The following is a 25,659-nucleotide window of genomic DNA, read 5'->3' as shown; positions in this document are numbered from 1 at the left end:
TACTACCTCGCCTATGCACCCCTGGATGTCCGCGTGGACGAGCTGGTGCGAGTGGCCGGTGCCCGGTGGGCGATCGAGGAGTGTTTCCAGGCGGCAAAGAACGAGTGTGGCCTGGACGAGTACGAGGTCCGCCGCTACGTCGGCTGGTACCGGCACATCACCCTCGCGGTAGCGGGAGGCAGCCATCGGGTTGACCGCGTAGATCTTCCGGGGACCCTGCCTCAGCGTGGCGACCAGCAGGCCGCGACTGGTCTCGATGGCCACCGGGATCGGCGTCTCTGCGGTGTCGCCGTGCTCGGCCAGAAGATCCAGCAGCAGCCGGTAGCCGTCCAGATCGTCGTTGATCCGGCACTTGGCCAGCAGCTTGCCGGTGTCATCGACGAGCGCGACGTCGTGGTGTCCCTCCGCCCAGTCGATCCCGCAGAGCACATCCATGGATCCCGTCCCTTCTCCGGTGCCGTTCTCGAGGACGAGCACGCGGGGCCGCACGGCGCACTAATTCCAGGACTCCAAGGCCCGCCACCTCATCAGCCGTGCGCGGCACCGCCAGACCGCACGGGCGCACGCCGTGTCCAGAGCTCGGAGCTCGTGAGGAGAAACGCGTCACCGTGCGGCAGCTCATCCAACGAGGATCCCGAACCAGACGGGCCCGCGGGGGCAGAACGTGCGAGGACCGGCCGGCGCCCAGCGCCACCAGTCTTTACAAAGACCTCGCACGGTCGGAGGTGTCGTAGGGGTCACCACGGCACCGACCGGACCACACACGTCCTGCCCTCGGCTGGACAACGCCACCCCGGGCCCATCAGAGATCCAGAACCTCTAATTACTAACGAATTAGAGGTGTCGTCGTGCGAGTAGGGCTTGCCCGCAAGGGCTGACCAGGCAAGACGCTCAAGATCACGAAATGAGGGTTCACACCTCCGGTAGTACCTCCGGTGCAACTTTGGGCCCCCCTCTGCAGACAACTCTGCAGGCAACTGTGGGTGCAACCCTCATCCGAGGTGCGCCGCAGCACGCTTGTCCAGTCGTCACGAGCCGTCCAAGTCACCAAAGCGGCCGGGGAGGTCGGCCGGTCGCTGGGGTTGACGCCGCTCCTCGGGTGCCGCCGGGCGTGCTGCGCGCGGCCGGTGTAGCGCCCCACGGCTTAGCTCCGGTTCAAGGGCTTCGATTCCACTGGACGGGCCGACAGGCGTCGAAGCCGCACCGACAGGCAAAGGCCGGCCAGCGTGGGTCGCCGCACTTCTCTCGGCCACGGTCAGTTCGTAGGTCAGGGTCTGCTCGCGGTGAGAAGAATCCGTTCTTCCTCGCGCAGCAGCTGGTTCGTACGCCCGCACCGCCGGACCTACCGGACCGCGAGCGCCCGGAGGGCAAGTCGCGGAAGTGGGTCGGCCCGTACCTCGCCGTGCCGGCCGGATGCGAGAGCGCCCCGATCCTCGGCGGCGACCGTGTCAACGTGCTGCGCCGTTGATTCGGACTGTCCGGCTGGCGGTGCGGTCCGGGCCGAGCCAGTCGGGAGCGTCAGCGAGGAAGTCGCGGCGTCAGCCGGTGGAGCATGGACTTCGTGCAGGGTGTCGGCCAGGTCGCTGCAGCCGGTCACGATCTGCCGGGTCCACTGCGCCTGCCATCGATGCGCCTCGTACCGGTGCATGTACCCAGGCTGCCGTTGGTACAGGTCACGGGGTGAGCAAGCCTGGAATGCGGCGGGATGGGCAAGCCCTCGGAGCGCGGCTTGCCTGCCCTGCTGTCCTGAGGCGCGAACCTTGAGGACGAACTTTGACGGATGTGAGTCCGTGACAGCGGACTAGGGTGCGTATCGAGTCGTGATCACCGGCTGGTCCGTTTGAGATCAACAGACTCGATACGCCCCCTTTAAATCGCCTCCCGAGAGGGGGTGTTAGGCGGGATAGAGGCTCCCGTCGGGACGCACGGCGACAAATATGTCGCATAGTGAATCACGCCTCGATCGCAGAATGAACATTCCCGGCGCCAAGGTGAGTTGGTGCACTTGCGCGTACGGGAACGTCAGATTCTGGCCCAAGAGGTCCGGGGTAAGGTCGTGGAACTGACCGTGGAAATCGAGGCTTATGGTGTAGCCGCGGATTTCAAGGGTCGTGCCCGTAGCTGTTGCGTAACCGGTGTGCTCGGGCAGCACTGTGACCTTCCCGTCGGGCGCCAGGCGGTACCACAGGTCCGCGGCCCCGACAGAGAGGAAAAACCTGTACTGGCCGGGCACGAGTGTGAGCTGATGCGTAGTAGCGCGCTTAAGGATTGCGCTGTTACCGAGCAGATCCGGCCGCAAGTCGTGCGACAGCTGACGAAAGTCCAGAGTTATGGTGTAGCCGCGGATTTCAAGGGTCGTGCCCGTAGCTGTTGCGTAACCGGTGTGCTCGGGCAGCACTGTGACCTTCCCGTCGGGCGCCAGGCGGTACCACAGGTCCGCGGCCCCGACAGAGAGGAAAAACCTGTACTGGCCGGGCACGAGTGTGAGCTGATGCGTAGTAGCGCGCTTAAGGATTGCGCTGTTACCGAGCAGATCCGGCCGCAAGTCGTGCGACAGCTGACGAAAGTCCAGAGTTATGGTGTAGCCGCGGATTTCAAGGGTCGTGCCCGTAGCTGTTGCGTAACCGGTGTGCTCGGGTGGCAGCGTGACTTGCCCGCTGCTGTCCAGACGGAATTCGAGAGCGGTCACTCCGTAGGAGAGGAAGAACCCGTAGCGGCCAGGGACGAGCGTCAGGTGGTGCAGCCCTCTGGTGAGGACGGGGGTGCCAACCATGCGCAGCTTCAGATCTTCGGAGAGGGCGCCCGTTTGGATGGTGACCGGCAAGCCTCGGACGGTCAGGTCCGGCGTTCCCTTGCCTTGTAGGAACGTGTCGTTATCCGGTCCGTAAGTCACCAGGCCGTCTTCGGTTACGGTGAACGAGAAACTGGTTCCGCTCAAATCGGGTTGCTGAAAGGAGTAGGTTCCAGGCACGAGTGAAATCGTTGACGGCGGGGCGCCTTCCAGTTTTTCCGGACCCAGCTGAGGTATTTTGAACTTCGTGGAGCTCAGCGCGCTGGTGTCGATCGTGATGTCGGCCATCGGTTCTTCCCTTGTTCTGCTCCGTGGTTCACGCGTCTGCCGGGCCACGGGTTTCGATGCTGTCGATCACCAAAGCAGGGGAGCTCCCGGTGCTTCGGAACACGTCGAACACGAACACCAGCCGGTCCACATTCGTCAGCTGGTCTACGCTGAATCTGGTGAAGGGGAAGTCCACGGGCCCGGGCACGCCGGTCAGGACCGTGGCGGCCGAGATCTTGCCTTTGGTGAGCAGCCATGCGTTGACGTTGACTCCGGCGCCACTGAACTGGGAGATGTTGATTCGGAGGCGATCTGCGCCGCCCTGTGTGAGGTCGAGTCCCAGGGCCGGCCCGACCGCACCGTCCGCCGGGCCGTAGACGATGGTCAGCGTGGCGCTGTGATTAGACGTCAATTGCACTTCCAGCCCTCTGTCGAACATAGCCCAGAGGTCGACCTCGACGTTTGCAGTGGAGTGCATGTTCCGCGCGCTGACCCGGCGTGATCCGCCGATCATCGATCCGGCTTTGGACGTTGCACCGGTCGCTCTGGGCGGGACCACCATGTGCGTCACGCCCGTGCGGAAGTCGTCCAGGAAGCGGCCCCCAGGGACCATGTCCAAGATCCCCACGTTCAGCGTCTCGTCGGTTCCCGTCCAGCCGACGAGAATCGTGTCCCCGTGCGATGTGAGGTCGATGCCGTCCTCCGAACGCTCCGGGTCAAGGACCCGCTTGACCGGCGGCGCTGGACCGAACATCGGTCCGGCGACGTTGAGGGTCTCATCGGTCCCCGTCCAGCCGAGGTAGAACCGGTGGCCATGCACCGTGAGGGAGGGAGCGTGGTGGCTCAGTTCATGGGTCGTGTACAGCTCGCCCAGCGGGCTGTAGGTGTCGAGGGTGCACCGGCCGGGATTCCCCTCTGGAATGGCACTGTTCACCGTCAGCATGAGTTCCGAGGCGTAGAGGTCCTCGCCCGACCGCCAGGCCAGAAACATCCGGTCCATGCACGGGTCGGCGGCGAGTGCCGGACGGTCGTCCGATGTGCGGTCAAACGTGCGCTTGTCCGTCCAGGTCCACCCGTCATCCGTGGACATGATCACGTTCAGCGCCTTGTCCTCCCCGGTCCACGCCAGGAAGAGCGTTCCGTGCCGGTCACGGGTGATCGCCGGACCGAAGTCACTCGTCTCGTCGAGCGTCGCGGGCTGGCCCATCGCGAACACCCCGAAGAGCTCACCAACGTTGAGACGGTCATCGCTTCCTGCCCAGGCGATGTACAGGTCGGCGCCGGCGAGAGCCGGGGGATCGGCCGATTGCTGGACCGGATGCATTTTGGGTGCGAACGTACGGCCGCCGTCAGTCGAGACGGCCGCGTTGAGCTGATCGTCCGTGCCGGTCCATGCGAGCGCGACGTACGAAGTGCCCGAGACGATCGCTGGCCGCACCTCGCTGAGTTCGTGCAAGGTCGTCTGTGACACCAGCTTCGGGGGTGGCCAGCCCTTGCGGGCCAGGCTGGTCACGTTCAGCGTGACGCGGTTGGACAACGGCAGTGCTGCGGTCACCCTCACGTTCAGGTCGGCGAAGTGCACGTACGCCCCTGCTCCTGGCACCGCCGCGCATTTGGCGAGCAACTGCGAGCGCGCCCCCGGCAGCTTCACATGAACGAGCACCCAGCCCGATCTGCCGGGTGACGACTGAGGCAGTCCGGCGTCGTCGGCGAACGCGCTGCGGTACTCGAAGTAGACGCGGTCGGCAGCCAGGTCGTCGGCGAACGCGTAGAGCGACCCTTGTACGGAGCCCGCAAGCGGTGCGCCCCGCAGCCAGGTCAGTTCGACCTCCGCCGAGCCCGGGCGATTGCGCAGTGGTGCCCCGATGTCAATTCCGTGCACCCTTGGGTCGAGCCACTCCGCCATCTCCAGCTTCGGCGCGCTGAGACCGGGACCGGACTGGTTGTGAGTGCCGTCGAAGGGCAGCACGTACGCATGTCCCCCCACTGTCGGCTGGTGTCCGGTGGCGGGAACCGGAACGGTGCAAATGCTGTGCGCAGCCTCGGTCAGGTACAAGGAGCGGCACTTGGAGCACTGCCGCCAGTTTCCTTTCTCGACTGCGATCGGCGGACTGTCGTACCGCAATATGAGAGACGGTGTTCCGTCAGCGGAAGTCTGGTGAATTCCCCCCGCAGGGCACTGGCCAGTGCCCTGGGTGCTCTGATGGAAAAGTGCGCAGCACTTTCCGCACAGGTGCCAGGACCACTCTTCATCAGAAGCCGGAGTCGGCGGCTCGTGCCGCGGATTGTAATTCGTGGCCAGGTCTGCTGAATGACCAACCATGCCGGGCGGTGCGCCCGGACATACGCTTACGTCCGAGGACCTGCCGCGGAAGGTCACCCCGCACTGCGTGCACAGGAACCAGTCCGGATCGCCGAAGTCCGCCCTGAAGCTGAGCGTCCGCTCGGCGTATGCGTAGTCGCCGGATGGCCCCATGATGCAAAATGGGTCGCCGTATTCGACGGGTGGCTTTGGGAAGAAGTTCGAGTTCGAGTGACCGAGACCGAACCTGTGCCCAATCTCGTGGGCGAGGATACTTGGGCTGAAGGACGGAGCGCCGAAGTGCAGATACCTGTCACCGTTCCCCATCCACGCGGCGGACGGCCCCACCCCTTCATGGTCCAGGATAAAGACGAAATTCGTGAACTGGGACGCATCCAGATGGATGTCCCGCGCCAGCAGCGGCAGTGCTCTGTCGCCCAGTCCGGCACCGAGCTTCTGGAACTCTTCCTGCGAAATGGGCATCCGGTACCAGTCGAACACCTGGTAGCTCCACTTCGCCCGGTCACCCGACTGTTTGATGTAGAAGTCCTTTACGGACCGGAACCCCAGCTCGATGAACGATCGGGTGAGGTGCGTAAGGCGCGGCGCCGTCGGTGCCAGCATCGGCACCACGGCCAAACGTAGATCAGCCATGTCAGAATCCCCCTGGTGAGTTGTTCGGAGGGGGCACCGGCAGGTTTGGCGTCGGCTCCAATTCCAGTGTGCGCCGATCGCGGAAGTCCGCAACGTACCGGTCGGTTCTCCGGAGGCGCCCTAGTGCTGGATTCCTCAAAGGCGGTACACATAGCGGCGGCGTGGTCGTCTGGTGGGTGGTGCGGATCTGCCCCAAATCCAGGGGCGGGCACGGGCGTTGAGCTGGGATGTTGCGAGTCGTGTGGCTTGGTCGATTTCGTCTGGTCCGGCGAAGGACTGCCCGGCCAGGGCGGCTTTGCGGAAGATGCGCCACCAGCCTTCCTGCAGGTTCAGCCAGCAGGCGCCGACCGGGATGAACACGTGCCGGATGCGGGGGTGGCTCTCCAGCCAGGTTCGGGTGGAGATGCTGTTGTGGGAGGACAGATTGTCGGTGACTACGTAGATGTCACCGGTGGGATTGGCGTCCTCGAGTTTCTGCAGGAACTGCTGGTAGTAGGCGCTGTTCCGTGACGACGCGGTCATCGTGATCTCTTGCCCGTCGGCTATCCGCAGGCCGCCGTACACCCAGGTCTTCTCCGGTCCGCGGCTGTAGTCGATCTCGTTCTTGATGCGATGTCCGTCCGGCGACCAGCCCGGCGCCGGTGGGAAGGTGCGCGGGATCACCGGTCCGAGTTCGTCGGCGCAGACGACCGTCGCGCCGTCGGGCGGGCAGGTGTAGAGCTCGATGATCCGCGTCCTTTTCCCTCGAAGTCCTGGTCCTTTGAGCGCGTCCAGGAGCGGGTGCGGCGCCAGCGCACGCCATCGGCCAGCAGGATCCTGCGCACCTGGGAGCGGCCTACCTCGATCCCCATCGCGCGGGCCTGTTCGGCCAGCGCATCCAGGGTCCATTCCGGCGGCCCCGCCGCATCTTCCGCGACGAGTTCACCGTCGGCCTGCACGGTCAGCCGCCCCGGCGGTGGCCGCTTGACCAGGCCGATGATTCTCGAGCGCTCGGCCTCGGTGATCCGCCGCTTGCGACCCTGGCCTCCCAGATCGTCCAAGCCCTCCAGACCTGCCCGGTTGAAGCGGTGCAGCCACCGACGGACCGTCTTCTCACCACAGGCCAGCCCGACCGCGATCGCTGGCACACGCATGCCCTGCCAGCTCAGCTCCACCATCTGGGCGTCGAGGATGGTGTTACGGGCACGGTCAAGTCGTGATGCGGGTGAGGAAGCCGTGGTGCGGCGGTTGGCGCGGGCGCGCAAAGCGCCGCGGGATCTGGTGATGCGGGCGTCTTCGTTCCTACCGGATCCGCCTTCCCCGCAGACCCTAAACGCCAAGAACGATCACGACATCACACAGGCCCTAGTGCTGGATTCCGCTTTCGGTGGGTATAGATGCTGGTGGCGGGGTAGCTCGGGGGCGGGTGACGATCGTCGGCTCGATGGCCTGGGACCTGGACACCCTCGCCACCGCGCGTCGCGACCACGGACCAGATGCCGTCCTGCGCATGCTCAACGAGGACGCGCTCAAGCCCACCCCCGCCCAGCCGGATTCCCCGCAGCGGACCCTTCCCCAGTCCACCGGTGCCGCGCTGCACCCGTGGGCGAACCTGCAGCCTGCCGGCACCCGAGCCGCCGACGTCTCCAAGCTCGGCTACACCAGCCCCGGGAGCCCTGGGTGAGCACGCCGCCACGAACGATCTTGCGCGTCCATTTCCACTTGCCGACTGCGAGCGCGGAGTTGTACGAGCAGCTGCTCACCCTGCTGCAGGGCATCACGCCGCGCGTGATGGCGCTGCCGCCCGATGCCGTCGATCTCGACATCACCGGCGCGCTGAAATTCTTCGGCAAGGACCCGTACGGCCTGGCGCAGCTGGTGCGGTTGCGCACTCTCGCCCTGTACGGCGTCCAGACGACGGCGGCCGCGGCCGGCAGCCGCATGCTCGCCGCCATGGCGGCCGCCACCACACCGCCGGGAACCACCACCGTCATCGGACCCGACGCGTACGAGGTCGCCGCGTTCCTACGCCCCCAGCCGGTCAGCGCCCTGTACGGGGTGGGACCGGCCACCGCGAAGAAGCTCTCCCGCTACGGCCTGACCACCATCGGCGATCTCGCCGACGCACCATCCCTGACCGTGCAGCGCATCCTCGGCGCCCAGGCCGGCCGCATGCTCCACGCCCGCGCACACGGCATCGACGACCGCCCTGTCATCCCACAGGCAGCCCCCCGTTCCACCGCTGCCGAGTACCGCTTCGCCCGCGACGAACTCGACCCCGCCTCCCACCGGCGCGCTCTTCTTGGGCTGGCGGGGCAGCTCGGCGGCCGGCTGCGCGGCGAGGGCCAGATCTGCCAGTCCCTGACGCTGTCCGTCCGCTACGCAGACAGGACCACCAGCAGTCGCAGCCGTACCCTCGCCGAGCCGACCGACCATTCCCCAGCCCTCACCGCCACCGCGTACGGCCTCTACGACGCGCTCGGCCTGCAGCGGGCCCGCGTCCGCGCCATCGCGCTGCGCGCCGATGGCCTTCTGCCGGCCGAGCGTGTCGTACGGCAGCTCACGTTCGACCCGAGTGACGACAAGGCCCGGCGGATCGAAGCCGCCGCCGACCGTGCCCGTGCACGCTTTGGAGACGACGTCGTCAAGCCCGCTGCACTGGCCGCCCCGCGACGGCACTGACTACCTTCTCCGACCGTGGGCAGGTCAGCGGCAGGGGTGGAGCGTGGCGGTGCCTCCTGGCGTTGCCGTGCCGTAGCCGTCCCGGTCGCAGTTCGTGCACCGCCAGTGGGTGACCTCGTCCGTCTCCGGGTCGCGGCGCGTGGGAACCGGGGTGTGCCCCAGGTCGATCATCAGTCCGAGGATGCTGGGACGTTGCGAGCAGTTGCATCGGTCGCCGGCGCAGCCGTTCTGGGAGGCACCGGCGTCGTGGGTACGGGCGCCGCGGTATACCCAGCGGTCGCCGCTTGGGAGTTCGGGCGACCAGCTGTGGTGTGTTTCCGTCTCAGCGGTCGCACGCTCGACGGCGACGACGTTGAGGTCGAACGGTGTCACCGTGCGCGTGCGGCCGTCCATCGGTCCGCCGACGAGGGTCACAGTTCGCATCAAGCACTCCAGAGGATTCGGGTCGGCGGCTGTCAGACCTTGGGGCGCTTGGAGCCCTTGCGGCGGTCCGCGAGCGCCTCGAGGACCTCGGCCGGCTTCGGCCTGACGCTGTGGCCGAGGTAGCGAATGCCCTCGCCCTCCGGCGCGGTGCCGGCGTCCCTGCCGATGGGGTGGCGCCGGCTGGTTGCGGTGCGCCAGCCGTACCGCTCGTCCCACACCAGGGCCGGCACATCCTGCTCGGTGGCGAGCGGAACCGCGGCCGCCAGGTGCTCATCGGCGAGCCGGCGGACCTCGACCTGGACCGGCTCGGCGACGCCGGCCTCGGCGAGGGCGTCGGCCACCTGCTGCACGTACGGGCGTGCCTGGCGGGCGCGCAGTTCGGCCTCGGCGATCGCCACGGCGCCGCGGTGGGTGACGGTGGGGTATCCGAGGTGTTCCGCGGCCTGCAGCGGGGTGAGGTCGGGGTCGGCTTCGACCTGGTCGGCGATGCGCCGGCCGCGCACCTGGGCCAGGCCGGCCTGGGCGGTGGGGAACTTGGCGATGCCCAGGGTGTCGGCGACCTCGGTGAGGGTGATCGCCGGGTTGTTGTCGAGGAGTTCGGCGATTCGCGGCAGGATCTCGTCGCGCGGGATCATGTCGCCGCTGCCGAGGCGGCGGCCACCGCCGGCGCCGCGGCCGGGCCTGGACGCCTTGAACTCGCGCACCACACGGCGGGGCCAGTGCTCCGTGCCGTCCTGTTCGGGGACGAGGACGACGTGCTCGGTCAGCTTCGGGTCGCTCTTGTACTTGTTCCAGCTCGCCGGCGACACACCCAGCTCGGCCGCGGCCTCGTGACGGTCCAGCAGGTCCTCGTCGTCGTCGACGTCCGGCAGCGCCGGGACGGGCTGGCTGGCGTGGAACGCCTTGGTCTGCTCGCTGTCCCACAGCAGCGCCCTCGAGGTGGGCGAGCTGATCGGGGCGGGGTGCCCTTCCTGGGTGTGCGGCTTCTTGTTGCGGAAGGTGCCCAGCGGCATGCCGAGCTGGGCGGCCAGGTCGGCCATGGTCTGTGCGTACTTGATGCGTCCGGCGCGAATCATCTTCTTCATCTCTCCATCACGGGGCGGGCGGGGCACCGGTGTCGGCGCCCCGCCCGGAGTGGGCGTTAGACGGTTGAGGGGTCCGTACATTTCGGCAGGCACGGCTCGCCGGGGTCGGCGCCGCATCCCTCGCATCCGCGGGCGGCGGCGTCGATCAAGGGCTGGAGGTAGGCGAGGATGCCGGCGGCGTGAGTGAGCGGGACCAGGTCGGCGGCAGTGATCACATAAAGGGCATGCGGGGCGCGGCTCGTGGTACGCACGCGGATGCCGGCGGTGTCTTCCGAGCTTGAGGCGAGGTCCGGCAGGACGAGACCGTCGGGGCGCCATTGCACGGTGACGCCGGCGTCGGCCACGTTGCGGGCGAGGTCGGCGAGTTCGGCGGTCGCGGCCGCGGCGCTGGTGGGCCATGCGAGGTGGGCGCCGCTGGTGGCGGCGTGGTGCGCGGCGTCCGGGGCGGTGGGTGCCTCGAGCTCGCGGACGGGATGGCCGGCGTCGTGCCGGGTGAGGTAAACGGGCATAGGGGTGCTCCTTGCGAGAGGGTCTTCGGTGCTGGTGCGCTGCCACCACACTCCAGCAAGACAACAATAACCCTTTTACGTCACCACGGCAAGGGAGCTCGTACCGGGCGCCGCGCCGTGCGGATACACTCGATAACGAGATGCGCCTCTCGGGTTCTCCCGCGGAGTGTGTGTTTTCGGTTGGCCGGCGCCCTTGCCACCCGCTTCGGCGGATTGGGCGCCGGCCGTTTGCGTTCCTTCGCCGCGGGGCCGGTTGCAGCACGGTCGCGCACGGCGACCGCGGTCGCGTCCCGGCACGCGCGTGCGTGACTGAGCGCGCCACTTGACCTGGTTCGCCAGGATGAACGCTCAGTTCCCGCAACGGCACGCCACGGGCGTCCTAGCCTGCTCTTGACCGCCACACCTGAAGGGATGGGCAGCCATGGACCAAGGGTGGGCGGCGCTGCTCGGCGCCGCGATCGGTGCCGTCCTCGGCGGCGGCGCGGCGATTACCGCCGCATGGCTCGGACGTAGCGGAATGAAGATGCAGGCACGGGCGATGATCCAACAGGCGGGCTGGCAGGCCGACGCCACGCGCGAGCAGTGGAGACGGCAGGTATTGCGGGACGCATGTATCGAGTTCGTGGAGGCGTCCCGCTTACACGTCCATGCCATACGCCGGTACCACGCGCTGGTCATGTTCGATCAGCAGGGCTTCGATCGAGACCCGGAGCAGATCCGCCGGAACTACTTCAATCGTGGGATGCGGACACAGTCCGCCGGCCTGGTCCTGGAACTTGAGGGCAGCCACGAGCTACGGGAGGCCGCTGCGAGGGTCCTGGAAGCAGCTCGAGGGATTCCGCACCTGGGAGAAGATCACGGCAACTATCCCGAGGCCCAGGAGAAGACCCAGCACATGTGGGATGCCATCGACGAGTTCGTGCGGGTTGCCCGCACGCGCCTGGCACTCTGACTCTCCCCCGGCGCCCACGTACCGTGCGGGCAAATCGCGACGCGCAGTCCGGGTCAAATGGACGCTAAGCGGGCCAATTAGCGCGCCATGTCTCAGCGCGAGGATCTGCGCGCGGGTCGCTCCACGCCCACGAATTCGAACGGGCGTATTATTCAGGCCGTGGCCGACAACTTCCCTCCCGACCTGATCGACGCCCAGTTCCGCCTGCACCAGGCCCGGGCCGAGTACGAGGCTCTGTGCCGCTCTCTCCCCTGGTCGGTTGAGCCGGCCAAGGGCTGGCCTGGCGAAGAGAACCCCCACACCGGGGCCGTGACGGGCGGCCGTGAAGACAGTCCCGGCTACACCGCCACGCAGAAGACCGAGGTACTGCGTCTGCGCGCGCTCCTGCGGGAGCTGTCACTCGAGGTGTCGACGCATCCGCACTGGGACAGCGTTGAAGCCGAGAAGCGGATGGAGGCCCGCATGGCACTCAAGCACCACCCCGACGCCGTCCGGTCTCCCGCCACGGTGTAGCTGAAGGTCGGACCGGCCCCTACTCCTGCCGGGCAAGGTTGATTCCGGCGCGCGACGCATGGACGGGACCCCCTGGTTTGGACCGGGGGTTAGGCCTCGACGTAGGCGACGAGGACGAGGGTGCCCAGGGCAGTCGGCACGTACAGGCAGCGGACGCCGTCGCGGGCGTATTCGCGGTACGAGGCGTTCTTCGACACGGTGCCGATGTGCGGATCGAGCGAGATGGCGACGAGGGCGGCGTCGAGACGCGCCCGCTCGGGGAGGGTCATGTGTTCGACCTGCTCCTGGGCGACGTCGTAGAGGACGATCCGTGCGCGGCGGGGGGCGTGCTTGCCGCCCATCAGGCGACGTGCGGGGTGGGCTCGTCGCGGGGCGGGAGACCGGCTTCGAGGCGCAGGTCTTCCCAGTCCTTGCATGCCTCGAGGTCAATACCTTCGGCTGCGAGGCGCTCGAGGACGTAAGCGACTCGGGGGTCGTCGTGGGCACGCTGGCGCGCGTCGGCTTGCAGGGCCTCTCGTTCGGCCGGGTCGAAGACGATGCGCATCTGGTCCTCCATGGACGGTTCCACATCCACGGTAGCGCCGCCTGCGCGTTCCGTCAGCCAGATGCCAGGTGCGCTGCCACCCGCCGGAGGGCCAGGTCACTGATTCGATTGCAGGCGCTCGGCTCGGGATTGGGCAGTCTTGGCGTCGCGCCGGGCGTTGCCAGCAGCGCGGTCTGCCTCCGCTGCCCGGCGCCGCGCTGCCTCGACGTCCCCGCGGGCCGCGGCCTGCCGTTCCTGCGCCGCAGTCAGCTCCTTTGCCAGGGTGACCGTCCGCTGGTCCGCCTCCCGCATCTCGGCCTCGGCCCGGTCACGCTGGGCTTCCGCTTGCCGAAGTTCCTCCTCGCGTTCCCGGGCCAGCTGCTCCGCCCTCTCCGCGTCCCGTCGGGCCTGGGCAAGCTTCCTGCGCCGCTCCTCCTCGCGCCGCTGCTCCTTGGCGCTTGGCCGTGGACGCTCTGCGGCGGCCGGCTCGGGTGTCGGCTGTTGTGTGGGAACGGGTTCGGGTGCCGCGCGGGCCACTGCGGCGGCGGTGAAGCCGACGGGAGGAGTCAGTCCTTTGGCGAGTCGGCCGGAGGCCCACTCCCGTGCGGCCTGCGGGTCGGCCAGGACCGCGTGCAGGGTGGCTTCGACCTCGCGTTGCACAGTCTCGGTGACGGGGTGGCTGGCTTCGGCGGTGAGCCTTCGGGCCTGCCGTGCGAGCTCGCCGATCAGCTGGTGCTGCTGCCTGCTCAGCTCACGCAGCTGATCGGGGTCGAGTTGTTCGTGCGCCTCGCGTAGGCCTTCGCCGAGCTTGAGCAGGCGCGCCACTTGGTCAGGCTGGGCGCGGACGAGAAGGTTGCTGGCCCAGGCCGCGAGTGTCGGGCGTCGAAGTGCCTTGATCTGGGCTGCCAATGCGCGGTCTTTCGCCTTGCCGGCGGCGGCCGCGTACTCGGTGCGGGCATCCATGAAGTCCTGCGGCCACAGCCCGTACAGCTCGTGCGCGACGCTTTCCAGATCCACAGCTCCCGGCACCCATCCGTCCGACAAGGACGAGTCTGCTCCGTTTCGCCGGGTACGTAACTTCTATGAGTCTTGCCCATCCGCTGGAGCCCATGCTGGCCAAGCCCGTGCCGCAACTGCCGGGACCCGGCGCCCTTCCTGGGGGCCTTGCCTTCGAGCCGAAGTACGACGGGTTCCGGCTCCTGGTCTTCGCCGGCGCCGACGCCTTCCTTCAGTCCCGCAGCGGCGGTGACCTCACCGGCGCATTCCCGGAGATCGCCGCGGCGGCCGCCGCACTGGACGAGAACGTCGTCATCGACGGCGAGGCCGTCATCTACTCGGGCGGCCGACTCGACTTCGGCGCGCTGCAGCAGCGCATGGGTCGCCGCCCCCGGAACGTGGCCCGGCTGGCGAGCGAACAGCCCGCGCACCTGGTCGCCTTCGACCTGCTGCAGCACGCCGACGCCGAGATGCTCGACTGGACGTACCAAGAGCGGCGGGCAGCACTCGAGTCGCTGTTCCAAGGGCACGACATGCATGAAGTCCTGCGGCCACAGCCCGTACAGCTCGTGCGCGATGCTTTCCAGATCCACAGCTCTCCGCACCCATCCGTCCGACAAGGACGAGTCTGCTCCGTTTCGCCGGGTACGTAACTTCTATGAGTCTTGCCCATCCGCTGGAGCCCATGCTGGCCAAGCCCGTGCGGCAGCTTCCGGGACCCGGCGCCCTGCCTGGGGGCCTTGCCTTCGAGCCGAAGTACGACGGGTTCCGGCTGCTGGTCTTCGCCGGCGCCGACGCCTTCCTTCAGTCCCGCACTGGCGGTGACCTCACCGGCGCATTCCCGGAGATCGCCGCGGCGGCCGCCGCACTGGACGAGAACGTCGTCATCGACGGCGAGGCCGTCATCTACTCGGGCGGCCGGCTCGACTTCGGCGCGCTGCAGCAGCGCATGGGCCGCCGCCCCCGGAACGTGGCCCGGCTGGCGACCGAGCAGCCCGCGCACCTGGTCGCCTTCGACCTGCTACAGCACGCCGGCACCGAGATGCTCACCTGGGCGTACCGGGAACGGCGCTCCGCCCTGGAGTCACTGTTCCAGGGCCACGACATGCGCGCGCCGTGGGCCCTCACTCCATCGACGACCGACCGCACACTCGCCGAGGGGTGGCTGACCGAGTGGGCCGCCGTGGGGGTTGAAGGTCTCGTCGTCAAAGGCCTCGATCAACGCTACGAGCCGGGGCGGCGCGGCTGGCTGAAGTACCGCACGCGTACGACCGCGGAAGCGATCGTGGGCGCGGTCACCGGCAACCTCGCGCATCCCGAGACGGTCCTGCTCGGCCGCTACACCTCTGCAGGTCGCTTCATGTTGGTCGCTCGCAGTACACCTCTGTCGCCGCGGCTACGTGCCGAACTCGGTGGCGGCCTGCTCCAGGCCGCAGCCCTCGACCATCCGTGGCGCGACGTCACGTTCTCTGCTCACTGGGGAAGCCGGGAACCGCTTGCCTTCATCCCTGTCGCGCCCCAGCTGGTTGCCGAGTTCCACGGCGACACAGCCGTCGATCGGGGCCGCTGGCGCCACCCCGTACGCCTCCACCGGCTCCGCATCGACATGGGCCCCAACGACGTCCCTGCCCACGGGTCGTAGCGGGGTCCCCCGACGCACGGGCGACGGTTCGGACCGCCACATCAAGCCCCCGCCTGGGCGGAACATCAGCTTCAGGGATTGGCCCGCCGGGCCTGCGTTCCGCGTAATTCGCCGCGCCTAGAGCAACGATAGGCGCCCTGACCTGACCCTATGAGGGCCGGGCCCCCTTCCCTGCTCAGCCCGGTGGATTCTGGTTCCGGGTGCATACGAGCTCAGAAGGGAGGCCCTCCATGTCTGTCTACGTCGGCATCGACGTGCATCGCAAGCGGTCGCAGATCGCCGTGGTGGATCACGACGGAGCGGTGCAGGTCAACCGGAATGTGCCGAACGGCATCGGAACGGTGCTGGGAGTGATCGGAGATCTGCCGATCGGGGCACCGGTGGCGTTCGAGGCCGCCTACGGCTGGGGCTGGCTGGTGGAGCTGCTGGAGGACTACGGCTTCGAGCCCCACCTGGTGCACCCGCTGCGGTGCAAGGCCATCGCCTCCGCACGGCTGAAGAACGACAAGGTCGACGCGGCCACCCTGGCCCAGCTGCTGCGCGCCGACCTCCTGCCGGAGGCCTGGATCGCCCCGCTGGACGTGCGACAGCAACGGGCCCTGCTGCGGCACCGCTGCCAGCTGGTGCGCCTGCGCACCCTGCTACGCAACCGCGTCCACGCCGTCCTGGCGGACCACGGCTGTGACCGCCCCGGAGGCTACTTCACCGCCCCTGGCCGGGCCTGGCTCGAGGGGCTGGACCTACCGGACGCCTCACGCCACGTGGTCGAGGACCTCCTCGGTCTGATCGACGCCCTCAAGGAACCGATCGACGCGCTGGACCGGCAGTTGCTCGCCCAGGCGCGGGGCGATCCGCGCGTCAAGGCACTCACCCAATTGCCCGGGGTGGGCACGCTCACCGCGCTGATCATCGTGGCCGAGACCGGTGACATCACACGCTTCCCCTCCGCACGCAAGCTCGGCGCCTGGGCCGGCCTGACGCCCACCGTCCGCGGCTCGGACCTGACCGTCCGGCACGGGCACATCTCCAAACAGGGCTCGGACTGGCTGCGATGGATCTTGTGCGAGGCGGCCCAGACCGCGAAGCGGTCCCCAGAATTCTCCGCCGCCTACCAGTGCCTCGCCCACCGCCGCGGCAAGAAAATCGCCACCACCGCCATCGCCCGGCGCCTGCTGACCCGCGCCTACCACCTGCTGCGCGCCGTCCATGACCGGCAAGACCGCCAGGGGGCCCGATGACGGCATCCGACAACCGCCACCGGCGGTCGCAGACCCCGGGTGAGCTCGCCTCTCCGCATGAGACGGCCCGATGGCCGCGCTCGATGACCTGACTGAGCAGCCCGGATCCCCGTACCACGGTCATGGCGCCGGCCCTGGCGGCCAGACGCCGAATAGGTGCTTGCGAGACCACTCCGCCGACCAGCGCGTACCGGGGATCTCAACGACCGCACCTGTAAACAGCCGTGACGCTTCCTCGTCCCCCAATTTCGACCGCCGCTCGTCGGCCTCCAGCTCGTTCGTCCTCGCCCCGCTCGTTCCTCGCGGGGTTCCGGGCGCTCCAACTGGACCCCTCCCACGCGGCGGCCCCAGGGCAGAGACGCGGAAGATCCACAAGGAAAACGCCTCGGCATCCACCCGAAAAGCCGCAGGCGCGGCCCGCCCACACCCCTTGACAGGCCCGGCCCTCATGGGTGCGGGGACGCCCCCGAGGGGCCTGCAGAGGCGTTTCTCTAGGCATAGAGAAACGGCCAGGTCAGAAGGGGTGACGATGTGCGTCAAGGCTCCAACAATGCAGCGAAACATGATCGCCCAAATCGGAATCATCAGGGGCAAGTTGACAAGTCTTGCGCCGGGTGAGGCACGACCCCTCTATCGTGGCTCCCGGCTTGATCGGCCAGGCGCCGCCCGGCAGTCCGATGGTGGTCGGATCCAGGACCTGCTCTGACCTGCGAGAACGTCAAGCCCTAGAGAAACGGCCTGCAGTGCCCGAAGAGGAGAAGCTGCAGGCCAGTAGGCGTGCCGTGACTCTATGAGCTCCGAATTACGCGGAACGCAGGCCGGGCATCTATTCAGAGACACATGTAGCGGCTGGACCGCGCCTGCCCAACGTGGATGTCGAGGACGAGAGGCTGCGCACCAAGGTCGACGACGAACCCAGGGACGCGGAACTGGATGAGAACGGAAAGCTGATGAGGGCGTGAGTTCCGAGCGATTTCGTTGCCCGCCAACTAACCCTATCCACAAGGCAAGTTGGTGAGGCCTAATAGTCTTGCGCGGCCATCGAGCCGCATGGCGTACGGGGGACTTATGGAAGCGAAGGAATTCTCGCCGACGCCGCCGCTGCCGGCGGCGCCGCCCGAAGGGAGAAGCGTCGATCTGCACGTCGGCAAGCGGATGCTGTGGGTCGGGGAGGCTGCCTATCCGCTGCACAACCTTGCGCGGGTGAGGACCGCCGAGTTCAAGCCCAGACGCTGGCGGGCGTTCGGGTATTTCGTGATCGGGAGCCTTATCGCGTACCTGGCGGCCGGTCCGGTCCCCGAGCTGCGAGTCGTCGGCATCGGTCTGGTGATCGTTCTGTTCGCATGGTTCCTGAAGGTACTGACGTCGCCGAGCCAGTATGCGCTTGTCATCGAGACGTGCGGCGAGGCAAGCGCATGGGTGACGCTCCCCGACCGCGAACGCCTTCGCCAGCTCGTCGCTGACATCGTGGAGGCCGTTGAGAACCCGGAGAAGGAACTGCGCGCGAGGGTGGAAACCATCAATTTCAACCGCAATAACTACGACTACGGCGACAAGGTCAACATGTACGGCGGTATGGGCAACGTGGGGGTGCAGAAGAAGTGAGCGGTGACACCGTCAACATGAACGGCGGGACCCACAACATCGGGATCCAGCACCTGCACTCCGGCGGGGCGCAATCGGCGCCCCCGGCTCTCCTCGAAGCGATCGGGGAACTGTCACGCCTCCTGAAGAAACTGCGCGATCAGGGGGTCACGCCCGCAGCCGCGCAGGTCATCGACAACTCCTTGCCCGTGATCTCCTCGCAGGCGAGCCCCCCGGAGGATCGGCGCGGCGCCCTGATCGCCGTCGCCGGCATCGCCCAGAGCCTTGGAGCCCTGGGGACGACGGTCGTCGATGCGGTCGACAGGGTCCTTGGGCTGCTGGGTCCATAGAGCGGCCCTCGACGCGCCCAGTTCGCTGGCCACGCTCGACGTGGGCCCCAACGACGTACCCGCGGAGCGTAGCGGGGTCCCTGGCAGATGCGTACGCGCCCCGGGCCAGAGCGGCGATCCCGGGGCGCGATGGCGGGGCTTGTGAAGCGGACACCGGATGGTGAACCCCGCCGGGCCACAATATCCACTTCGGCTCGCGACCGGATCAGCTGTGCCTCCAGAGCGCAAAAGCGGGCCCGTGGACGTGCGAAGTGGCACGGGCCCGCTCCTTGCGTGATCTCGCGTCCTGTCAGGCGAGACGCCTTCACGCTATGAAGAGTCAGCAGACAAGGCGACCCGAAGGTCTGCAGATGCAGCAGCCGGTGGACGATCACCAGAGCACGACGTTCCGGCGAGGCTCCGCTCCGTCAGCTGCTACCGGTCGTCGTCGAGTCCGTGGTGGAGGTAGTCGTAGGCGTGGCAGGCCTTGCCCCAGAGCTCGGCGGCGCGGTCGTAGCCTTCCTGGGCGATGAGCCTGGCGTAGAGGTCGGGGAAGTTGCGGCCAGTGCCGGGGTGTGAAGGAGGGTGTGCCAGTGGTCGCGCAGGGTGGTGCGCAGGGCGTCGTGGAAGAGGCGGTAGACGGTGGTGCCATCGGCGGTGTCGGTGGTGAGGTAGCCGCCGAGGGGTGAGGCGAGGAGGTCGGCGATGTCGGTGTCGCCGTAGGTGCGGTCGGGGTCGTCGGCGACGGCGTTGGCGATGGCGGGCCAGATGCGCCGCCAGGGGATGCCGCGGCCGCGGGCGAAGGCGACGGCGCGTAGGAGGTGGACTGCTTTGAGACGGTCTTCGGGGTCGGGGCGGTGGGTGTGAAGGTCGGTGCGGAAGACTCCGAGGATGCCGTCGTCGATGGTGGCCAGCCAGGCGGGGTCGCTGGGGTCGACTGGTGTGGGTCGGGCGGCGAGGTTGGTGGCGGCGATGCGGGTGATGAGGAAGGAGGTGCCGGCGTGATCGGCCAGCGCTTGTGAGACGGCGGTGGCGGTCTGGCGGTGGGTGTAGGGGGTGTTGGGTGTGGTGGTAAGGATGCTGGCCGCGTAGTGGGCGAGGTCGCCTTCGTGCCACCAAGGGGCCTCATCAACGCGGATGCGGTGAGCGGTCAGCCCGCGTTCGGCCTGGTCGGCCAAGGGCGTGCCCCATCTCGGGCGGGCGTCGGGCGGCGTGTTGTCGTCGCCGCCGGGTGAGCGGACACCGACTATCAGCCGTACGTGCTGATGGTTGGGGTCGAGGCGGGCCAGGACGCCGGTGAGGACGGTCAGGGGGGCGTCTGCCTCGTCCAGGGCGTCGACGACCACGGTCACCGGCGCGGGGCAGGTGGCCACCCACTGCTGCCAGGCAGTGATCCATTCATCGAGCGAGGGGGTGTCGTTCGCGGTGGCCGGAGAGGGGACCGTGAGTGCGGTGCACAGCTGGCCGATGATCTCGTGGGCGGTCTTGCCCGTGGCGAGCACGGCCACGTCCACCGCACCCTCGGGCGGCTGCAGGTCTGCGGGTACGTTGTTGATGCGGGTGGCGTAGCGGGCGCGGAAGTCGGGGTCGCTGAAGGTCACCAGCCTCGCCAGCGCGGCGGACTTACCCGTGCCCGCACCGCCGGTGACCACTGTTGCCCCCGCCGGTCCGCCAGCTGCGGCGATCAGGGCTGTCATCAGCTGCTGGCGGCCGGTGAACAGCCAGCTGGCATCGCCTGTCAGGGTCACACCGCGGGAGCGGGGGTCCCAGTGGGCGTCCACGTCTCGTTGGGGAAGGGCCAGGTCACTGCGCTGTGTCTGGACGGTGGTGATGTCCTGCGTGCGGTAGTGGGGATTGGGCAGGCACGGGTGGGGCCCGGAGTGCTGGCTGCCCGGCAGCGGGATCAGCCGCTGTCCTTCACCGAGTTTGCTCTGCACGCCGTCCAGGAAGTCCCGCACATCCAGGAGTCGGATCTTCGGGCCGGCGTAGGAGGCGCCTTCTCGGGCGTGCAGGTCGGCCAGGAACGCGGTCACCGCGCCGGTCAGAGCGCCCGTCACCGCCTCCTGGTTCTTGGTGGCGCTGGGCAGCACCAGCCAGGTGCCTGGCAGGTCTTGGTCGAACGCGGCCGCCTCGGCGATGGTCCGGCCGGCGAAGCACTGGTCCAGGATCAAGAACAGGTGCTGGATGCGGGTGTCCTTCAGCCAGCTGATCAGATCCGCCGTGCGGATCGCGGTGGAGGGCACACGGTCGGATTCGGTGGCCTGCAGGACCGTCCAGTGCGCCCCATCCGCGGTGACGCCGTGTCCGGTGACGAAGACCACCGCGGCGTCCGATTCGCGCCACCGCCGCTCGTCCGGGGGATCCTCAAGCGCATCGCGAACGGCGCGCTTGCTGGGATTGTCCGCCAGCTCCGGGTACGCGGGCGTGAACACCCGCGCGCCCAGCCCTGGGGAGCACAGCCAGTCCCGCATCGACTGCAGTTCGGCCCCGACAGCCAAGGGCTTGTAGCTCGGGTCGTCGTACTGGGAGGTGACAATGGCGACGAAATGCCGCCGCAGGATGTCCCCATCCTGCGGGTGCGCGGTGCTCACCTCGCCAGCTCCGGAAGCGCCGCCAGCAGTGCCGCGCCGGTCTGCCGCTTACCCAGGTACCGGGAGGCGGAGTGCGCGTCGCCCCCGTTGTCCACGGTCACGTCCCGCACCTGGGCCCAGCGGCGGGACAGGTCGCCAGCGAAAGCCACCGGATCGCGTGGATCACGCACGTTCACCCACGCCTCCACTCCCTGCGGCAGTCCCTCCGCGCCATGGTTCGGGTCGGGCATCAGCGCCCGCACGAACCGGGCCCCCAGCGGCGAGCCCACCGTCAGCAGCAGGTCCAGTCGGCGCGCCGGGTTGCGGCGGACGAACTCGAAGGCCACCACCGACCCCAGCGAATGCCCAATCAGCACCCGGCACCGCTCCGTTACCGCCTCATCAACAACCGCGTCGATGGCGGCCTTCAACCCCGCGTCGCGCAGGTAGCGCCGCACCTGCCGAAACGCCCCCGCGAACAGCAGCGCTGCCCCCGGGCCGTACCGCCAATCCAACGCACGGAATACCACCTGTAACCCATGTGGCACCCGCGTATACCCCTTGGCTGCCTGCTCCTGACCCGTTTGCAGAGCCTCGGCCCCGGCCGCTTCCTTCGCCGCCGCGACCAGTTCGTCCACCTCGTCCAGGGAAATGCCGGCCAGTTCGTCCTCGCTTGTACCGGCCTTGCTGCCGGTTGTCGACGAGCCGGTGGCCTCTAGGAACAGGCGCCCGTAGTAGGCCAGATCGAACGGCACCTCAGCCACACGCTCACCGGACAAGGCCGCTTCCACCCCGTCCGCCAGCGACGGCCCCCATGCACCAGCAAGCTGATGCCGGCCCAACTGTTGCTGAGCAATCCCGTGCACCCCGACGATCAACGCCATCACACACCTCCAAACACCCGGCCTGACACGACCCCGGTCACGCATCCACCCGCACCGACACCACAGCCACGCCCTTGCCCCCCAGCACTACTACCAATTCCCCGTCCACCACCTGAGCCGCCAAAGCTTCCACCGGCCCGGGCACGTGCAACGGAACACCCACCGCACATCCGGTGGTCAGGTCCCACACCCGCACCGTGCGGTCGCTGCTGCCGGTGACGGCCAGCGGGCGACCATCGGGCAGCACCACCGCAGACACCCCAAGTACCTGGCCGGTGTGGCCAGTCAGCAGTTCGCCGACGCTCTGCCCAGTCGCCAGGTCCCACACCCGCACCGTGCGGTCGCTGCTTCCGGTGACGGCCATCGGGCGACCATCGGGCAGCACCACCGCAGACACCGCCCCCGCCCGGCCGGTGTGGCCAGTGAGCAGTTCGCCGACGCTCTGCCCAGTCGTCAGTTCCCACACCCGCACCGTTCCAAGGCCGTCGCTGCCGGTGACGGCCAGCGCGCGGCCATCGGGCAGCACCACCGCAGATACCCCCAGTACCGGGCCGGCGGGTCCGGTCAGGGGCTCGCCGATGCTCCGGCCGGTGATCAGGTCCCACACCCGCACCGTTCCAAGGCCGTCGCTGCCGGTGACGGCCAGCGGGCGGCCGTCGGGCAGCACCACCCCCGCCACTGTCCACACCCAGCCGGTGTGGCCGGTCAGGGGCTCGCCGATGCTCCGGCCGGTGATCAGGTCCCACACCCGCACCGTGCGGTCGCTGCTGCCGGTGACGGCCAGCGGGCGGCCGTCGGGCAGCACCACCGCAGACACCCCAAGTACCTGGCCGGTATGGCCGGTCAGCGGTTCGCCGATGCTCCGGCCGGTGGTCAGGTCCCACACCCGCACCGTGCGGTCGTCGCTGCCGGTGAGGGCCAGGGCACGGCCGTCGGGCAGCACCACTGCAGACACCGCCCGCACCGGGCCGGTGTGGCCGGTCGGCGGTTCGCCGATGCTCCGGCCGGTGGTCAGGTCCCAGACCCGCACCGTGCGGTCGTCGCTGCTGGTGAGGGCCAGCGGGCGGCCGTCGGGCAGCACCACTGCAGACACCGCCCGCACCGGGCCGGTGTGGCCGGTCAGCGGCTCTCCGACCCTCTGGCCGGTGGTCAGATCCCACAGCCGCACCGTGCCGTCGTAGCTGCCGGTGACGGCCAGGGCGCGGCCGTCGGGCAGCACCACCCCCGCCACCGCCCCCACCGGGCCGGTGTGGCCAGTCAACCGTTCTCCGACCCTCTGGCCGGTGGTCAGATCCCACAGCCGAACCCCATCGTGGCTGCCGGTGACGGCCAGGGCGCGACCGTCGGGCAGCACCACCCCCGCCACCGCCCCCACCCCCACCGGGCCGGCGTGGCCAGTCAACAGTTCTCCGACCCTCTGGCCGGTGGCCAGATCCCACAGCCGCACCGTGCCGTCGTAGCTGCCGGTGACGGCCAGGGCGCGACCGTCGGGCAGCACCACCCCCGCCACCGCCCCCACCCCCACCGAGCCCAGCGGTTTGCCGACGCGCCGACCGGTGGCCAGATCCCACACCCGAACCCCATCGTCGCCGTCGGTGACGGCCAGGGCGCGACCGTCGGGCAGCACCACCCCCGCCACCGCCCCCACCCCCACCGGGCCGGTGCGGACGATCAGCGGTTCGCCGATGGTCCGGCCGGTGGTCAGGTCCCACACCCGCACCGTGCCGTCGTAGCTGCCGGTGACGGCCCGGGCACGGCCGTCGGGCAGCACCAGCGCAGACACGGCGTCCACCAAGCCGGTGTGGCCGGTCAGCGGTTCGCCGATGGTCCGGCCGGTGGTCAGGTCCCACACCCGCACCGTGCCGTCGTAGCTGCCGGTGACGGCCAGGGCGCGGCCGTCGGGCAGCACCACCCCCGCCACCGCCCACACCCGGTCGGTGCGGGCGCTGAGGACTTCACCTTCGCCCAGAGGCCAGGAGGCCCAACTCCCAGTCCAACTATGGTCAGTGACCCGCGCGCGAGGAATGTCGGCGCACGCCGCGAAGAGGCTCAGTGTTCCCGAATTGGTGAGCGGTGAGCCCCAGTCCCATGCGTGCGCGGCATGCCGCCACACCCTGAGCAGGTCACGCCCTGGTGTGGCCGTCACCGTGGACTCCACGGAGGCGGAGGCCGCGCGCAGGCGGTCGGCATCGACGTAGGGCAGGAACTCCCACGAGATGTACCGCTCGTCCAGCACCCCGCCCGCCGCCGCGTGTTCCACCGCGTGGCGACGCACATACGCGGGAGGAGCGGCACCCGCGCCGGACGGACCAGTCGGCCTGGTGAAGCGGGCCAGCTCCGTGGCAATACGAGCTTCCACCGCACGGCATTCCAGCGAGGCCCCGGCATCCACTGACGAGTCGGCCTGGCTCTCCCGCGCTCCCACGTACGCCCCCGAACGTCGCCCCTACGTGGAGGCCCACTCTAGAAGCAACCGCGCGCCGCCTCAGGCGGTTCATGCATCCCTGTCTACACGCTCAGCGGTGTAACTCCCCGTCAGCAAGTGAAACTTGGTGACTGCTTTGCTGTCCCGGCCGAGTGACTGGCTATCGGCTAGATCACCCAGATGCTGGCCCCAGGGCGGGGGCACGATCGTCAACATGGCTTCCATCGCCGGGATGGTCGGCCTGCCGCTGGGCATCGCTGACTACTCGGCGGCCAAGGGTGGCGTGGTCGTGCTGACGCGCACGGCGGCCATCGAGTACGTCAAGCAGGGCATCCGCATCAACGCCGTGTGCCCGGGTGTCGTCCGCACCGCGCTGCTCGACCAGGCGATCAACGCCGGCATGTTCACCGAACCGGAGGCGGCCGCGCTGCACCCGACCGGTGTGCTGTCAATCCCGAGGACGTCGCCCAGACGTTCCTGTACCTGGCCTCCGACGTGTCGAGGCACGTCACCGGGCACGCCCTGCCGGTCGACGCGGGCATGGCGGCTGGCTGACGCCTGACCCGGCGCGCGGGGCGTGACCGGTCCTCGCGCGCCAGCCTTCGTATCCACAAAGGACACTCGACCGCCCTGGCCTCCCGACTGGACCGGGGGTACGACGACCCGCGGTGAGAACCCTCACCCCGGCCGCTGGATTGGCAACGGCACTACCGCGTGCTCACGGACCTGGTCGACGCCGACGGCCACCTGCCCGACATCCAACCCGGCGTGCTGATGGACGGCAACGACATCGGCGAGTGGCTACAGCGGCAGAACCAGCCCGGCACCCGGGCGCAACTGTCCACCGAGCAGCAGCGGCTGTCCCAGCTGGGCGTGCAGCCGCTTGAGGCACCGTCTCCCACCCCGACGGCCACCCGGTCGACGAACAAGCCCGAGCAAGGCACAACAGGCCTTCCAGCGCGGCCTCGCGGCCCTCGCGCAATGGGTGGAACGGGAAGGCGCGGACCGGCCGGTGCCGCGCGGCCACAGCGAACAACTCGCCGCCGACAGCGAGACAGAGCCCGTAGCCGTGAAACTCGGCGTATGAGTGTCCAACACGAAGTCGAGGCGAAACAAACTCACCCCGAACAGCTCGACGCACTGCGGGAACTCGGCCTGGAGTGGGCGTAGCCGCGCCCAGAGGCAGATGCCCCCTCGCCGGCACGCCCCCGGGGGCTCCCACAACTGACCACGACCGGCGCTGCACCGGTGCGGGCGCCTGCCCGTCGAAGGCGTTGGTGCACAGCAGGTCGGCGGACGCGGCGGGGGCGA

General features: G+C 68.7%; 23 protein-coding genes and 3 pseudogenes. 12 read left to right on the top strand and 14 right to left on the bottom strand.

Going from position 1 to position 25,659, the window contains the following annotated elements; all coding sequences use genetic code 11:
- A pseudogene (locus tag ABT078_RS31970) lies at window positions 1-171 on the top strand (IS701 family transposase); the annotation flags it as partial.
- 51 nt (window positions 172-222) lie between these two features.
- On the opposite strand, the pseudogene ABT078_RS42920 reads toward ABT078_RS31970, so the two are convergent.
- From ABT078_RS42920 to ABT078_RS31945, 5 genes and pseudogenes are all read right to left on the bottom strand, one after another.
- Window positions 223-435: pseudogene (locus ABT078_RS42920) on the bottom strand (IS110 family transposase); the annotation flags it as partial.
- A gap of 1,459 nt (window positions 436-1,894) precedes the next feature.
- Window positions 1,895-3,079: a hypothetical protein gene (locus ABT078_RS31960; RefSeq protein WP_351233920.1), complete on the bottom strand. Its 1,185-nt coding sequence runs from the start codon at window positions 3,077-3,079 to the stop codon at window positions 1,895-1,897.
- Window positions 3,080-3,107: 28 nt separating this feature from the next.
- The gene (locus tag ABT078_RS31955; RefSeq protein WP_351233918.1) at window positions 3,108-6,014 is read right to left on the bottom strand and encodes a metallopeptidase domain-containing protein; all 2,907 of its coding nucleotides are present in this window, start codon (window positions 6,012-6,014) and stop codon (window positions 3,108-3,110) included.
- A gap of 135 nt (window positions 6,015-6,149) precedes the next feature.
- Complete coding sequence (locus ABT078_RS31950) at window positions 6,150-6,740, bottom strand: IS630 family transposase (protein WP_351233926.1); 591 nt, start codon at window positions 6,738-6,740, stop codon at window positions 6,150-6,152.
- The gene (locus ABT078_RS31945; RefSeq protein WP_351233916.1) at window positions 6,674-7,171 is read right to left on the bottom strand and encodes a helix-turn-helix domain-containing protein; all 498 of its coding nucleotides are present in this window, start codon (window positions 7,169-7,171) and stop codon (window positions 6,674-6,676) included. Before ABT078_RS31945 ends, ABT078_RS31950 begins: the two co-directional genes overlap by 67 nt.
- A gap of 248 nt (window positions 7,172-7,419) precedes the next feature.
- Between ABT078_RS31945 and ABT078_RS31940 the strand changes: the two genes are divergently transcribed.
- Window positions 7,420-7,677, top strand: a complete 258-nt coding sequence (locus ABT078_RS31940) for a hypothetical protein (protein ID WP_351233913.1) — start codon at window positions 7,420-7,422, stop codon at window positions 7,675-7,677.
- A gap of 38 nt (window positions 7,678-7,715) precedes the next feature.
- Window positions 7,716-8,675, top strand: coding sequence for a DNA polymerase Y family protein (locus ABT078_RS31935; protein WP_351233911.1), 960 nt, complete (start codon window positions 7,716-7,718; stop codon window positions 8,673-8,675).
- Window positions 8,676-8,699: 24 nt separating this feature from the next.
- On the opposite strand, the gene ABT078_RS31930 is transcribed toward ABT078_RS31935, so the two are convergent.
- Genes ABT078_RS31930 through ABT078_RS31920 form a run of 3 tightly spaced genes read right to left on the bottom strand, consistent with a single transcriptional unit; the run spans window position 8,700 to window position 10,692 of the window.
- Window positions 8,700-9,098, bottom strand: a complete 399-nt coding sequence (locus ABT078_RS31930) for a hypothetical protein (RefSeq protein WP_351233909.1) — start codon at window positions 9,096-9,098, stop codon at window positions 8,700-8,702.
- A 32-nt stretch (window positions 9,099-9,130) separates the two neighbouring features.
- On the bottom strand, window positions 9,131-10,183 hold the full coding sequence (locus tag ABT078_RS31925; RefSeq protein WP_351233907.1) for a DUF6292 family protein: 1,053 nt from the start codon (window positions 10,181-10,183) through the stop codon (window positions 9,131-9,133).
- 56 nt (window positions 10,184-10,239) lie between these two features.
- Window positions 10,240-10,692 carry a hypothetical protein gene (locus ABT078_RS31920; RefSeq protein WP_351233905.1) on the bottom strand — a complete coding sequence of 151 codons (453 nt, stop codon included), beginning with the start codon at window positions 10,690-10,692 and terminating at the stop codon, window positions 10,240-10,242.
- 421 nt (window positions 10,693-11,113) lie between these two features.
- On the opposite strand from ABT078_RS31920, the gene ABT078_RS31915 reads away from it, so the two are divergent.
- Both ABT078_RS31915 and ABT078_RS31910 read left to right on the top strand, forming a co-directional pair.
- Window positions 11,114-11,644 (top strand): hypothetical protein, encoded by a 531-nt coding sequence (locus ABT078_RS31915; RefSeq protein WP_351233900.1) that lies wholly within the window; start codon window positions 11,114-11,116, stop codon window positions 11,642-11,644.
- Window positions 11,645-11,803: 159 nt separating this feature from the next.
- Window positions 11,804-12,157, top strand: a complete 354-nt coding sequence (locus ABT078_RS31910) for a DUF8825 domain-containing protein (protein WP_351233898.1) — start codon at window positions 11,804-11,806, stop codon at window positions 12,155-12,157.
- Between the two features lie 89 nt (window positions 12,158-12,246).
- Here ABT078_RS31910 and ABT078_RS31905 read toward each other — a convergent pair whose 3' ends face one another.
- From ABT078_RS31905 to ABT078_RS31895, 3 genes are all read right to left on the bottom strand, one after another.
- The gene (locus tag ABT078_RS31905; RefSeq protein WP_351233896.1) at window positions 12,247-12,498 is read right to left on the bottom strand and encodes a hypothetical protein; all 252 of its coding nucleotides are present in this window, start codon (window positions 12,496-12,498) and stop codon (window positions 12,247-12,249) included.
- Complete coding sequence (locus ABT078_RS31900) at window positions 12,498-12,713, bottom strand: hypothetical protein (protein WP_351233894.1); 216 nt, start codon at window positions 12,711-12,713, stop codon at window positions 12,498-12,500. The genes ABT078_RS31905 and ABT078_RS31900 overlap by 1 nt, the downstream gene beginning before the upstream one ends.
- 84 nt (window positions 12,714-12,797) lie before the next feature.
- Window positions 12,798-13,697, bottom strand: coding sequence for a hypothetical protein (locus ABT078_RS31895; protein ID WP_351233891.1), 900 nt, complete (start codon window positions 13,695-13,697; stop codon window positions 12,798-12,800).
- Window positions 13,698-13,762: 65 nt separating this feature from the next.
- Here ABT078_RS31895 and ABT078_RS31890 point away from each other — a divergent pair, with 65 nt between their 5' ends.
- The 5 genes from ABT078_RS31890 to ABT078_RS31870 all read left to right on the top strand — a co-directional run bounded on the left by ABT078_RS31890 (window position 13,763) and on the right by ABT078_RS31870 (window position 18,490).
- Window positions 13,763-14,329 (top strand): ATP-dependent DNA ligase, encoded by a 567-nt coding sequence (locus ABT078_RS31890; protein ID WP_351233889.1) that lies wholly within the window; start codon window positions 13,763-13,765, stop codon window positions 14,327-14,329.
- A 5-nt stretch (window positions 14,330-14,334) separates the two neighbouring features.
- On the top strand, window positions 14,335-15,318 hold the full coding sequence (locus ABT078_RS31885; RefSeq protein WP_351233887.1) for an ATP-dependent DNA ligase: 984 nt from the start codon (window positions 14,335-14,337) through the stop codon (window positions 15,316-15,318).
- Window positions 15,319-15,548: 230 nt separating this feature from the next.
- Complete coding sequence (locus tag ABT078_RS31880; protein ID WP_351233885.1) at window positions 15,549-16,556, top strand: IS110 family RNA-guided transposase; 1,008 nt, start codon at window positions 15,549-15,551, stop codon at window positions 16,554-16,556.
- A 1,068-nt stretch (window positions 16,557-17,624) separates the two neighbouring features.
- Window positions 17,625-18,161 carry a DUF6232 family protein gene (locus ABT078_RS31875; RefSeq protein ID WP_351233883.1) on the top strand — a complete coding sequence of 179 codons (537 nt, stop codon included), beginning with the start codon at window positions 17,625-17,627 and terminating at the stop codon, window positions 18,159-18,161.
- Window positions 18,158-18,490 (top strand): hypothetical protein, encoded by a 333-nt coding sequence (locus tag ABT078_RS31870; RefSeq protein ID WP_351233881.1) that lies wholly within the window; start codon window positions 18,158-18,160, stop codon window positions 18,488-18,490. Before ABT078_RS31875 ends, ABT078_RS31870 begins: the two co-directional genes overlap by 4 nt.
- 407 nt (window positions 18,491-18,897) lie before the next feature.
- Here the strand turns inward: ABT078_RS31870 and ABT078_RS31865 are convergent, their stop codons facing one another.
- The 3 genes from ABT078_RS31865 to ABT078_RS31855 are packed head-to-tail and all read right to left on the bottom strand — an operon-like array spanning window position 18,898 to window position 24,282.
- Window positions 18,898-21,060 carry an AAA family ATPase gene (locus ABT078_RS31865; RefSeq protein WP_351233879.1) on the bottom strand — a complete coding sequence of 721 codons (2,163 nt, stop codon included), beginning with the start codon at window positions 21,058-21,060 and terminating at the stop codon, window positions 18,898-18,900.
- Window positions 21,057-21,923, bottom strand: coding sequence for an alpha/beta hydrolase (locus tag ABT078_RS31860; protein ID WP_351233877.1), 867 nt, complete (start codon window positions 21,921-21,923; stop codon window positions 21,057-21,059). Before ABT078_RS31860 ends, ABT078_RS31865 begins: the two co-directional genes overlap by 4 nt.
- 37 nt (window positions 21,924-21,960) lie before the next feature.
- Window positions 21,961-24,282, bottom strand: a complete 2,322-nt coding sequence (locus ABT078_RS31855; protein WP_351233874.1) for a WD40 repeat domain-containing protein — start codon at window positions 24,280-24,282, stop codon at window positions 21,961-21,963.
- A gap of 280 nt (window positions 24,283-24,562) precedes the next feature.
- On the opposite strand from ABT078_RS31855, the gene ABT078_RS31850 reads away from it, so the two are divergent.
- Window positions 24,563-24,910, top strand: coding sequence for an SDR family oxidoreductase (locus ABT078_RS31850; protein ID WP_502981407.1), 348 nt, complete (start codon window positions 24,563-24,565; stop codon window positions 24,908-24,910).
- Window positions 24,911-25,029: 119 nt separating this feature from the next.
- Window positions 25,030-25,518 (top strand): annotated as a pseudogene (locus ABT078_RS31845) (helicase associated domain-containing protein); the annotation flags it as partial.
- Between the last annotated feature and the right edge of the window lie 141 nt (window positions 25,519-25,659).

This window comes from Streptomyces sp. NPDC002133 (genome assembly GCF_040296405.1).
Classification (GTDB): domain Bacteria; phylum Actinomycetota; class Actinomycetes; order Streptomycetales; family Streptomycetaceae; genus Streptomyces.
Note: the sequence above shows the minus strand (reverse complement) of the source record. Positions and strands in the feature narration are given on the sequence as shown.

What these genes read in the sequence shown, in the direction of transcription:
- ABT078_RS31960 (WP_351233920.1), bottom strand. Translation starts at nt 3,079, where the DNA reads ATGGCCGACATCACGATCGACACCAGCGCGCTGAGCTCCACGAAGTTC.
- ABT078_RS31955 (WP_351233918.1), bottom strand. Translation starts at nt 6,014, where the DNA reads ATGGCTGATCTACGTTTGGCCGTGGTGCCGATGCTGGCACCGACGGCG.
- ABT078_RS31945 (WP_351233916.1), bottom strand. Translation starts at nt 7,171, where the DNA reads ATGGTGGAGCTGAGCTGGCAGGGCATGCGTGTGCCAGCGATCGCGGTC.
- ABT078_RS31930 (WP_351233909.1), bottom strand. Translation starts at nt 9,098, where the DNA reads ATGCGAACTGTGACCCTCGTCGGCGGACCGATGGACGGCCGCACGCGC.
- ABT078_RS31925 (WP_351233907.1), bottom strand. Translation starts at nt 10,183, where the DNA reads ATGAAGAAGATGATTCGCGCCGGACGCATCAAGTACGCACAGACCATG.
- ABT078_RS31920 (WP_351233905.1), bottom strand. Translation starts at nt 10,692, where the DNA reads ATGCCCGTTTACCTCACCCGGCACGACGCCGGCCATCCCGTCCGCGAG.
- ABT078_RS31915 (WP_351233900.1), top strand. Translation starts at nt 11,114, where the DNA reads ATGGACCAAGGGTGGGCGGCGCTGCTCGGCGCCGCGATCGGTGCCGTC.
- ABT078_RS31905 (WP_351233896.1), bottom strand. Translation starts at nt 12,498, where the DNA reads ATGGGCGGCAAGCACGCCCCCCGCCGCGCACGGATCGTCCTCTACGAC.
- ABT078_RS31900 (WP_351233894.1), bottom strand. Translation starts at nt 12,713, where the DNA reads ATGGAGGACCAGATGCGCATCGTCTTCGACCCGGCCGAACGAGAGGCC.
- ABT078_RS31890 (WP_351233889.1), top strand. Translation starts at nt 13,763, where the DNA reads ATGAGTCTTGCCCATCCGCTGGAGCCCATGCTGGCCAAGCCCGTGCCG.
- ABT078_RS31885 (WP_351233887.1), top strand. Translation starts at nt 14,335, where the DNA reads ATGAGTCTTGCCCATCCGCTGGAGCCCATGCTGGCCAAGCCCGTGCGG.
- ABT078_RS31880 (WP_351233885.1), top strand. Translation starts at nt 15,549, where the DNA reads ATGTCTGTCTACGTCGGCATCGACGTGCATCGCAAGCGGTCGCAGATC.
- ABT078_RS31875 (WP_351233883.1), top strand. Translation starts at nt 17,625, where the DNA reads ATGGAAGCGAAGGAATTCTCGCCGACGCCGCCGCTGCCGGCGGCGCCG.
- ABT078_RS31860 (WP_351233877.1), bottom strand. Translation starts at nt 21,923, where the DNA reads ATGGCGTTGATCGTCGGGGTGCACGGGATTGCTCAGCAACAGTTGGGC.
- ABT078_RS31850 (WP_502981407.1), top strand. Translation starts at nt 24,563, where the DNA reads ATGGCTTCCATCGCCGGGATGGTCGGCCTGCCGCTGGGCATCGCTGAC.